Here is a 9,379-nt window from a genome sequence, read left to right on the forward strand (position 1 = left end):
CAGCGCAGGATCCGGTGGCCGGTGACCTCGGCGGCCAGCGCGGCCAGCCGCGTGGACTTCCCGATGCCCGCCGGGCCGGTCAGCAGGACGCTGCCGGCCGCGAGCTGCGCGCGGGCCTCCGCGAGCAGCGGTCCGCGGTCGACGAGGGCATGCGCCGAGGGTCCGCCGACCGGTTCCGCCGCCGTTGGCGGGCCGGCTCTCCCACGGACCGCTCCGATCGCTTCGGTCATGCGCGTCGGCCCTCCGGGGGCTGCACTCTCAGCGTGAGCCCAGGCGCGAAAGCTAACAACCGGTCATACCGCCGTCAACACCTCAGTTAGGGTCAGGCCGTCCGGGGAATCTGGTACGTGTTCCAACTGCCGTCCGTGTACGCGCCCTGGCTGGCTGTAGAGAGAACTAGAACACGTTCCAGTTATGTGTGTATTGTCGGAGACGTGCGGACACGAGTCACGGAACTCCTCGGCATCGAGTACCCGATCTTCGCGTTCAGTCACTGCCGCGACGTGGTCGCGGCGGTGAGCCGCGCGGGCGGCATGGGCGTCCTCGGCGCCCTGTACTTCACCCCGGACGAGCTCGAGACCGAGCTGGCCTGGATCGACGAGCACGTGGGCGGCCGGCCGTACGGCGTCGACGTCGTCATGCCGGCCAAGTACGAGGGCGCCGGCCTCGGCGACGCGGGCGAGATCCTCAGCGGGCTGCAGGGCATGATCCCCGACGAGCACCGCCGCTTCGTGAACGAGCTGCTCGAACGGCATGGCATCGCCCCGCTCAGCGAGGAGGGCGCCGGACGCTACCTGCTCGGCTGGACCGACGCCACGGCCCGTCCCCAGGTCGAGGTGGCGCTGAAGCATCCGATCGGGCTGCTCGCGAGCGCGCTGGGCCCGCCCCCGGCGGACGTGGTCGAGGAGGCGCACCGGCACGGCGTGACCGTCGCCGGCCTGGCCAGCAGCGCCCGCCACGCGCGCAAGCAGGTCGACGTGGGCGTCGACATCATCGTCGCCCAGGGCACCGAGGCCGGCGGTCACACGGGCGAGATCTCCACGATGGTGCTGATCCCCGAGGTGGTCGACGCTCGGCCCGGACACGATGGTGCTCGCCGCGGGCGGCATCGGCCGGGGCCGTCAGATGGCCGCCGGAATGGCGCTCGGCGCCGACGGCGTGTGGACCGGCTCGATCTGGCTCACCGTCGAGGAGGCCGACACCCCCGAGGCGTCGCGCGACCGGCTCCTCGCCGCGGGCTCCCGCGACACCGTGCGCTCGCGGTCCTGGACGGGCAAGCCGGCGCGGATGCTCAAGACCGCGTGGACCGACGCGTGGGAGTCGCCCGAGTCGCCCGGCACGCTCCCGATGCCGATGCAGTTCATGCTGATCTCCGACGCGCTCCAGCGCATCAACCGGGCCGGCGCCGGTGAGCTGACGACCTTCCCCGTCGGTCAGATCGTGGGCACGATGAACCAGGTCAAGCCGGTCTCGCGGGTCATCTACGAGATGGTCGAGGAGTACGTCGAGACGATGGAGCGGCTGGGTGCCCTCACCGAAGACTGAGCCCGGCAGCGGCCGGGGATTCTCAACCCTCTCCTCGCCACCAATCGTAGTCGTATTTCGAGTCTTTCACGTACTTTGCTCCGCCCGGAAGCGTAGAGGTCGCTTTTTTAGCGTTATCCGATATCTGCTGCAGTGAGCCGATCAGTGTGTCGATGACCGAGGTCTGAAGATTGATCAAAGTTTTGGTCTGTTCGTTCAGCTTCCTCAGATAGGCCATGGTTCTGGTTATCACCGCCGAGTCGGCATCTGCCGTTGACTCGCTCTCGCCGTGGATATGAAAGAAGAGGACGGTGTGATAGCTTCCGCCCAACATGTGACCACTCTTGGACAGTTCGTCCCGCGCCGCTTGCAGGGCTTTGTTCGCGGCGGCGTGGTGGCTGGCGGCGATTCCCGCGAGGTTGTTCAGCGCTGCGGCTATCTTGGGGCTTAGCTTCGCGGCGTCATGGTACTGGGCGCGCGGATAGTTATCGTAGAATGCAACGAACGCGTCGAGAGCGGGATCGTTTCCACGTTGCCATGAAGTATCGGGGTCCCATACTGTGCCAGTTTTCTTAGTGGGATCGTCAGCCCTCTTCAGGCAGGCGTCGGCCATCTGGAGCCAGAGCTTGCTGGTCTTGTGCAGTCCGTCCGCGTTGAGAGGCAACGGCCGGTATTCGACGAGTTTGGCGGTCTCAAGGAGGCTGGTCGGCAAGCTGGCCATCAGATGGTGAGCCTCGGGATCTTGGCACCGAATACAAGTTTCATGTTGTCGTCCTCGGTAACCGTATAGTTAGAAGTCATGGCGCGTAGACCCTTGACAATAAATTCGTACAGAGTCGGGATGTCGTTCTCGGTCGCTGCTCTGAACTGGTAGAGGAAATGGGCGTATCTGGCTGAGAAGTAATCCACCCTGTCGTCGAAATGTTCGCCCCAAAACCCTCCCAGTCCAGGTGGCATGAGCTCTGTTTCGTCGTCCGACCAGAATTCGCCATTCGGTATCCAGCCGAGTGCTTCCTGCATATCCGCTGAACCAATTAGGTAGTGTAGATCGTCGGGAAAAATGCTATTTACATCGGTTATCGCCTTGGATGTTGCTTTTATCATCTCGGGATCATTGGTGGCGGTCGGACCATTGTTTCCGGTGCCCATGTGATCGCCTCTTCCGTATGTCTCGTAGCTTTAGCTGTCTATTCGGTTGAGAATTTCTATGGCCGTGGCCTCGAAAACGGCGGTTTGGCGACGATACTCGGCGTTGATGTTTTCAAGTTCGGCCGACAGTCTTTTTTCCGCCTGTTGAGCCTCTTCGCGGTCGCGTGTGTTGACCTGCTGGAGCAGTTTCTGTTGTGCCGCCGTCAACGCGGCAGTGATCTGCTTGCCGAGGTCGTCGACGGGAAGGCGTTTCACGCGTGGATCGAGAGTCACGGACTCGATGAGCCCATCGGCGCGGAGGGTGACGCGGACCGTTCCATCGGCGGAGGTCGCGATGACCGGTGAGCGGTGAGGAGAGGGGGCCTCTGTCATCAATGCCGTCCTTTGCCCGGTCGGCTGATGTGCCGATGCGTCCAGGTGCCCGATCAAGCTAGCAGGTGGATGATCTTTGAACGGACTCCTTTGCCATGTCGACACATAGGCGGCATATCGCCTCTGACGCTACAAAAAGCGCGAATCGAGACGATGTGATCTCCTGGCGCGGGTCCGGTGCCGCCGTCTCAATGCCCGTGCGTCGTCCCGGCCGGGCCGACGCCGTCGGATGGGCCAGGCGTACGCGACGACCTCGCCCGCACCGGAGAAGCGCGCCCCGGCCGGTCTCGGCGTAGCCGGGCTCCCGATGGGCCCGGCCGTTCGTGGAAGGTGTTCAGACGATCGGCGTCGCCGTTCGGACCGCGTCGAGTTCGGCGAGGATCGCCTGCTTGCGGTCCTCGGGCAGGAACGACGCACGTACGCCGTTGCGTGCCAGTTCGGCCACGCCGTCCGCGCCGAGGCCGAGGTCACGTGCGGCGACGCGGTACTCATTCGTCAGCGTCGTGTTGAACATCGGCGGGTCGTCGCTGTTCAGCGTGACGTACAGGCCCTCCTCCAGCAGCCGGGGCAGCGGGTGCGCGGCGATGGAGGGCACCTGCCGCGTGCACACGTTCGAGGTCGGGCAGACCTCCAGCGGCAGTTGCGTCTCGCGCAGGTGGGCCATCAGCTCCGGGTCCTCGACGCAGCGGATGCCATGGCCGATCCGCTCGGCGCGCAGCTCGCGGACGGCCTCCCAGATGGTCTCCGGCCCGGACATCTCGCCCGCGTGCGGCACGCTGTGCAGGCCCGCCGCGACCGCCGCGCGGAACGCGTCGCGGATCGCCTCCTCATGTCCGGCCCGGTCCTGCTCGATGCCGCCGATCCCGAAGCCGACGAGGTTGCGCGGCGGGTGGGTGAGCGCGTGGTCGGCCGTCGCCCGTGCCGCCTCGCCGCCGTACTCGCCGGGGATGTCGAAGACGTACGCGACCTCGATCAGGTCCGCGACCTCGCGGGCGGCGACGTCCAGCGCCTCGGTGACCGCGGGCGCCGGCATGCCCATGGTGACGACGTGCGTGTACGGCGTGACGGTCAGCTCGATGTAGCGGACGTTCTGCGCGGCGAGGTCGCGGGCCGCGCCGACGACCAGTGCGGCGACGTCCTCCGGCTCGCGGATGAGGCCGCTGACCCCGAGGTAGACCTCGGCGAAGTGCGGGAAGTCGCGGAACTCATAGAACCTCCGCAGCGCCGCCTCATCGGTCGGGACCGCGTGGCCGGTGTGCCGGCGGGCCAGCTCGAGCACGGTCGGCAGTGAGGCCGAACCGACCAGGTGAACGTGAAGTTCGACTTTGGGGAGGGCGTCGATGAAGTCATCAAGGGCGGTCATGGCCCTCGAAGCTAACAGCGGCCGATCCGCTCAGGCGAGTGCGAACAGCGGTATCTGACACGGATATGTCAGATTTACGGATAACGGCGTACGCCTGTGGTCAGCCGAGCTGCCTGACCCGCTCGATGACCTCGGGAGAGGCCTCGTTGGTGCGGTTCAGGTAGTCGAGGATCACCGTGAGCTGCTCGTCGGAGTAGCCGTCGAGGAGCTTGCCGTACAGCTCGGCGACCGGCGCGAAGCGGTCGCTCAGCTCGGCGGTCGGGCCGTCCTCGGTCGCCTCCACGATGACCCGGCGGCGGTCCTCGTCGTCGCGGCGGCGGCGCACCATGCCGGCCTTCTCCAGCCGGTCGATCACCGCCGTGATCGCGCCGCCCGTGGTGAGGAACATGGCGTCCGCGAGCTGGCCCGGTGTCATCGGGCCGCGCAGCTGGAGCAGGTTGATGCACTGCATGTCGGTGACGTTGGTCCCCGACCTGCTGGCGATGGCGTTGTGGAGCAGAACCGTCCACAGGGTGCTGATGCGTGCCTGGTGGCTCAGCTCTTGGATGAGCCGCGCCCGGTCGGGCGCCGTCATGGGGCCCACCTCCGCGGGGTTCGTCTCTCGGAGATAGAGAGTGTTTCCTCTGAGTCTATCGGTGTCGTGAGGTGCTCCTCGTGACCGCGACGGCACGGGGAGCCGTCCCGTCGACAGTGGCCCCTGACACCCGCGCGGACCCGTTGTCGACGGAATAACAGCAGGTCGGCGGCGGTTATGTTAATTAGGCTGGCTAACTGAATTGAGGTGCGTCGCATGACCCGAGCCATCACCCTCACCGATGATGTGACGTCCGCCACCTGGTTGCCCCTGCACGGCGTCGAACCCGGCGAACGCGGCACCGTGTCCGTCTCCGTCACCTTCAACGGTCCGGCCGACGCCGGCGTCGCGATGTACTCCCAGGGCGACGCGTCCGGCCTCCTCGCCCAGCGGCTGCGCCTCTCGATCTTCGAGAGCACCCCGTCTCTCATGCCGTTCCCCGTCTTCACCGGAACTCTGGCCGACTTCACCGGCCGAACGCGTTACGACCAGGGCGTCGGCCGGTGGACCGGCCACGGTGACGGCCGCGATCACACGGTGACGTACGAGGTGATCTGGAGCCTTCCGAAGGACGCCGACCCCCCGGACGACGAGCCGAAACTCGGCCTCGTCTGGGAGGCCCGCGCCGCGGAGGCGACCGCCGCCTGAGCGTGCCCTTCAGGCCGGCGGCACAAGGCGCCCGGCGAGCGTGGAGAGTCGGTCCAGCGTGGCATCGACCTGGTCGAGCGGGATGCCGGACGCCGGCCGGGCCCAGGTCCACGTCAGGATGGACGTACCCGAGATCCGCCACGCTCGGGCGGGTCCGTCGAGCAGGACCGTGGCCAGGTCGCGCAGTGCCCCGCCCGCCCATGCGGGGTCGTCGGTGTGGACGTGGAACCGCTCGTCCACACGCGGATCGCCGATCGTGACGCCCGGCCGCGCGGGTGGCACCGGCGTGCGCGGCGTCACCTGCAGGCGCGGCACCGGAGCCGGCAGGTCCAGCAGCGCGGCGATCCAGTGGTAGGAGTTCTCCCGGCCGCGGCGCCCGAAGCCGTCATCGAGGATCTCCTGCTCGCGCGTGTACGCGAAGACGACCGCGGACCGGTCGCGGTACGCGCCGCGCATCACGTCCGACAGCCGGTGCCGGTGACGGCCGGGCACCGGGTACGGGAACCCGTCCGGGGGCCGCTCGGGCGGGTGGAACGGCTCGCCACGCAGCCGCTCGAGGAGCGCACTTTCATCCCGGCCCGAGGCGCGGTCCGAGGCGGCGAAGGTCCAGCCGCGTTCCGCCGCGAACGTCCGGGTCGTGCGAAGCCTCCGGCCGAAGCCGTCCATGAATCCCCATCCACACGCGTCGTCACGCCTCGGCGACGATCTTCCGGGCCCAGCGGTAGTCGGCCTTGCCCGCCGGGGAGCGTTCGATCTGCCCCACGAAAGCGTACGTGCGGGGGACCTTGTAGCCCGACAGCCGGGAGCGGCAGTGGGCGTCCAGGTCCGCCGTCGTCGGCGCCTCGTCGTACGGCTGGACCACGGCGGCGACGCGTTGGCCGAAACGGTCGTCCGGTATCCCGGTGACCACCGCGTCGAAGACCGACGGGTGGCCCTTCAGCACCGCCTCGACCTCTTCGGGGAAGACCTTCTCGCCGCCCGTGTTGATGCACTGCGACCCCCGCCCGAAGATCGAGATCGTCCCGTCGGCCTCGACCGTGGCGATGTCGCCGGTCAGCAGCCAGCGTGTGCCGTCGATCTCGACGAACGTCCGCGCCGTCTTCTCCGGGTCGTTCCAGTACCCCAGCGCGATCGGGCCGCTCTTGGCGACCTGGCCGATGACGCCCGAACCGGGCGCGACCGGGCGCAGGCTCTCGTCCAGCACCCGCAGGTGCGTGTTGTTCGGCCGGTACCGCAGGCCCGACTCCGGCGTGGAGCCCTCCACCCCCGAGGCCGTGTAGCCCGACTCCGACGAGCCGAAACTGTCGATGATCATCACCTGGGGCAGCAGGCCTTGCAGCCGTTCCCGCACGGTGCCGGACAGGATCGCGCCGGTCGAGCTGATGGCCGCCAGCGAGGACAGGTCGTACGCGCCCGTGGCGATCTCCTCGGCGAGCGGCCGGCCCATCGCGTCGCCGGTGATGCCGACCGTGACGACCCTCTCCCGTTCGATGGTCCGGAGCGTCCCGGCGGCGGTGAACCGGCGGTTGAAGACCATCGTGCCGCCCATCCACCAGGTCAGGAACGTCGTCATCTGGGCCGCGCCGTGCATGAGCGGCGCGGTCGTCATCATCGTCACGCCGCCCGAGGCGGACGCCGCGTCGATCACCTCCTGCGGCGTCGCACGCGGTTCCCCGTACGGGTTGCCGCCGCCGAACGCCATGAACAGGTCCTCGCTCCGCCACATCACGCCCTTCGGCATCCCCGTCGTGCCGCCGGTGTAGATGATGTAGAGGTCGTCGGCGGAGCGTGCCGCAAAGCCGCGCGAGGCCGAGGACGAGGACAGCGCGTCGGCGTACCCGACCGCCGACGGCGACGATCCGCCGCAGACCACGCGGTGCCGCAGGGTCGGAGCCTCCTGCGCGGCGGCGGTCACCCGGTCCTCGAACGCCGCGTCGTAGACCAGCGACACGAGCGACGCGTCGCGGTACAGGTACGCCAGTTCGGCCTCGACGTACCGGTAGTTGACGTTGACCGGCACGGCGCGGATCTTCAGGGCCGCCAGCACGGTCGCGACGTACTCCAGCCCGTTGTACAGGTGGACGCCGACGTGGTCGGCGGGCCCGACGCCGACCTCCGCCAGGTGGTGGGCGAGCCGGTTGGCGTGCGCGTCCAACTCGGCGTAGGTCAGGCGTACGACGCCGTCCGCGCCGACGGCGACCAGGGCCGTACGGTCCCCGATCGTGTCGGCGAGCCCCTCGAACAGGTCGGCGTGGTTGAACTCCATCGCGTCCCTCCGCCGGTCGCTCAGGGCCGGTCCGACCCGACCACCCACATCGCGTAGAACTGTGCTCCGCCGCCGTACGCGTGGCCGAGCGCCCGCCGCGCGCCGTCCACCTGGTGCTCGCCGGCGAGCCCGCGGACCTGCTGCGCCGCCTCGGCGAACCGGATCAGCCCCGACGCGCCGATCGGGTTGGAGGACAGCACGCCGCCGGAGGCGTTCCAGGGGATGTCGCCGTCGAGCGCGGTCGCGCCGGCCTCGGTCAGCTTCCAGCCCTCGCCCTCGCCGCAGAAGCCGAGGTTCTCCAGCCACATCGGCTCGTACCAGGAGAACGGGACATACACCTCGGCGCAGTCCAGCTCGTTCCGCGGGTCGGTGATGCCCGCCTGGGCGTACACGTCGGCCGCGCAGTCGCGCCCGGCCCGCGGGTTCACCGTGTCGCGTCCGGCGAAGAAGATCGGCTCGGACCGCATCGCCCCGCCGTGCACCCACGCGGGCGGGTTCGGCGCGCGGCGCGCCGCGTCCGCGGAGGCCAGCACCATCGCGGCGGCCCCGTCGCTGGACGGGCACGTCTCCAGGTAACGGATCGGCTCCCACAGCATCGGCGTCGACTCGACCATCTCGCGCGAGATGCCGGGGATGCGCAGATGCGCGTGGGGGTTCTTCAGCGCGTTCTGCCGGTCCTTGACCGCGACGAGCGTGCCGATGTGCGCGGGCGCGCCGGTGCGCCGCATGTACGCGCGGATGTGCGGCGCGAAGTAGCCGCCGGCGCCCACGACGATCGAGGGCGTCAGCGGCGGATGCGTCGACAGCGCCCAGGTGGCGTTCGACTCCGACTGCTTCTCCCACGCGACGACGAGGACCCGGTCGTGCACCCCGCCCTGGACCAGCCCGGCCGCGACGAGTGCGGTGGAGCCGCCGACCGAGCCCGCCGTGTGCACGCGCATCATCGGCTTGCCCCGCGCGCCGAGGGCGTCCGCGAGGTAGGACTCCGGCATCATCACGCCCTCGAACAGGTCGGGCGCCTTGCCGACCACGACGGCGTCGATGTCGCCGAACGTCAGCCCGGCGTCCTCCAGCGCCCGCAGGGCCGCCTCCCGTACGAGCCCGGCCATCGAGACGTCACCCCGCCGCGACCGGTACTGGGTCTGCCCGACGCCGATCACGGCACACGCCTCAGCCATGGGTTCTACGCCTCCATCACGCACACGAGGTTCGACTGCAGGCAGGGTCCGTGCGACGCGTGGGCCAGGACCCGGCCCGCCTCACCGCTTCGGATCCGGCCCGCCGCCTCGCCGACGCGGATCAGGCCCGTCGCCATCACCGGGTCGGCGGCCAGTGGACCGCCGGACGGGTTGACGCGCACGTCGCCGCCGAGGCCGAGCGCGTCGCGCAGGATCAGCTCCTCGTGGCTGAACCGCGCGTGCAGCTCGGCCACCTCGATGTCGCGGGCGCCCGCCTTCGCCCCGGCGAGCGCGGCCGACTCCGA

At 69.0% G+C, this 9,379-nt stretch carries 9 protein-coding genes and 3 pseudogenes; 2 read left to right on the forward strand and 10 right to left on the reverse strand.

The features are described from left to right. Nucleotides 1-230: pseudogene (locus ACFFNX_RS34585) on the reverse strand (hypothetical protein); the annotation flags it as partial. Between the two features lie 204 nt (nt 231-434). Here ACFFNX_RS34585 and ACFFNX_RS34590 point away from each other — a divergent pair. Beyond that, nucleotides 435-1,545 (forward strand): annotated as a pseudogene (locus ACFFNX_RS34590) (NAD(P)H-dependent flavin oxidoreductase). Between the two features lie 22 nt (nt 1,546-1,567). Here ACFFNX_RS34590 and ACFFNX_RS34595 read toward each other — a convergent pair. The 5 genes from ACFFNX_RS34595 to ACFFNX_RS34615 all read right to left on the reverse strand — a co-directional run bounded on the left by ACFFNX_RS34595 (nt 1,568) and on the right by ACFFNX_RS34615 (nt 4,982). Continuing rightward, a complete protein-coding gene (locus tag ACFFNX_RS34595; RefSeq protein WP_378210125.1) occupies nt 1,568-2,236 on the reverse strand; it encodes a hypothetical protein in 669 nt (222 codons plus the stop codon). Between the two features lie 8 nt (nt 2,237-2,244). After that, nucleotides 2,245-2,673, reverse strand: coding sequence for a hypothetical protein (locus ACFFNX_RS34600; protein ID WP_378210126.1), 429 nt, complete (start codon nt 2,671-2,673; stop codon nt 2,245-2,247). Nucleotides 2,674-2,703: 30 nt separating this feature from the next. Beyond that, entirely contained in the window at nt 2,704-3,045 is a 342-nt protein-coding gene (locus ACFFNX_RS34605; protein ID WP_378210127.1) for a YbaB/EbfC family nucleoid-associated protein, read from the reverse strand. Between the two features lie 334 nt (nt 3,046-3,379). Further along, nucleotides 3,380-4,408 carry an adenosine deaminase gene (add, locus tag ACFFNX_RS34610; protein WP_378210128.1) on the reverse strand — a complete coding sequence of 343 codons (1,029 nt, stop codon included), beginning with the start codon at nt 4,406-4,408 and terminating at the stop codon, nt 3,380-3,382. A 100-nt stretch (nt 4,409-4,508) separates the two neighbouring features. After that, entirely contained in the window at nt 4,509-4,982 is a 474-nt protein-coding gene (locus ACFFNX_RS34615) for a MarR family winged helix-turn-helix transcriptional regulator (RefSeq protein WP_378210129.1), read from the reverse strand. 216 nt (nt 4,983-5,198) lie between these two features. On the opposite strand from ACFFNX_RS34615, the gene ACFFNX_RS34620 reads away from it, so the two are divergent. After that, a complete protein-coding gene (locus ACFFNX_RS34620) occupies nt 5,199-5,630 on the forward strand; it encodes a hypothetical protein (protein WP_378210130.1) in 432 nt (143 codons plus the stop codon). Between the two features lie 9 nt (nt 5,631-5,639). On the opposite strand, the gene ACFFNX_RS34625 is transcribed toward ACFFNX_RS34620, so the two are convergent. From ACFFNX_RS34625 to ACFFNX_RS34640, 4 genes and pseudogenes are all read right to left on the reverse strand, one after another. Continuing rightward, on the reverse strand, nt 5,640-6,296 hold the full coding sequence (locus ACFFNX_RS34625) for a hypothetical protein (RefSeq protein ID WP_378210131.1): 657 nt from the start codon (nt 6,294-6,296) through the stop codon (nt 5,640-5,642). A gap of 22 nt (nt 6,297-6,318) precedes the next feature. Then, entirely contained in the window at nt 6,319-7,896 is a 1,578-nt protein-coding gene (locus ACFFNX_RS34630) for an acyl-CoA synthetase (RefSeq protein ID WP_378210132.1), read from the reverse strand. Between the two features lie 20 nt (nt 7,897-7,916). Continuing rightward, nucleotides 7,917-9,074 (reverse strand): thiolase family protein, encoded by a 1,158-nt coding sequence (locus ACFFNX_RS34635; RefSeq protein WP_378210133.1) that lies wholly within the window; start codon nt 9,072-9,074, stop codon nt 7,917-7,919. 5 nt (nt 9,075-9,079) lie between these two features. Further along, nucleotides 9,080-9,379, reverse strand: a pseudogene (locus ACFFNX_RS34640) (lipid-transfer protein); the annotation flags it as partial.

The organism is Actinoallomurus acaciae (assembly GCF_042429965.1).
GTDB lineage: Bacteria > Actinomycetota > Actinomycetes > Streptosporangiales > Streptosporangiaceae > Actinoallomurus > Actinoallomurus acaciae.

Bases quoted from the DNA above. Each gene is read 5' to 3' on its own strand.
- ACFFNX_RS34620 (WP_378210130.1), top strand. From the start codon at position 5,199: ATGACCCGAGCCATCACCCTCACCGATGATGTGACGTCCGCCACCTGG.
- add (WP_378210128.1), bottom strand. From the start codon at position 4,408: ATGACCGCCCTTGATGACTTCATCGACGCCCTCCCCAAAGTCGAACTT.
- ACFFNX_RS34635 (WP_378210133.1), bottom strand. From the start codon at position 9,074: ATGGCTGAGGCGTGTGCCGTGATCGGCGTCGGGCAGACCCAGTACCGG.
- ACFFNX_RS34605 (WP_378210127.1), bottom strand. From the start codon at position 3,045: ATGACAGAGGCCCCCTCTCCTCACCGCTCACCGGTCATCGCGACCTCC.
- ACFFNX_RS34615 (WP_378210129.1), bottom strand. From the start codon at position 4,982: ATGACGGCGCCCGACCGGGCGCGGCTCATCCAAGAGCTGAGCCACCAG.
- ACFFNX_RS34625 (WP_378210131.1), bottom strand. From the start codon at position 6,296: ATGGACGGCTTCGGCCGGAGGCTTCGCACGACCCGGACGTTCGCGGCG.
- ACFFNX_RS34600 (WP_378210126.1), bottom strand. From the start codon at position 2,673: ATGGGCACCGGAAACAATGGTCCGACCGCCACCAATGATCCCGAGATG.
- ACFFNX_RS34630 (WP_378210132.1), bottom strand. From the start codon at position 7,896: ATGGAGTTCAACCACGCCGACCTGTTCGAGGGGCTCGCCGACACGATC.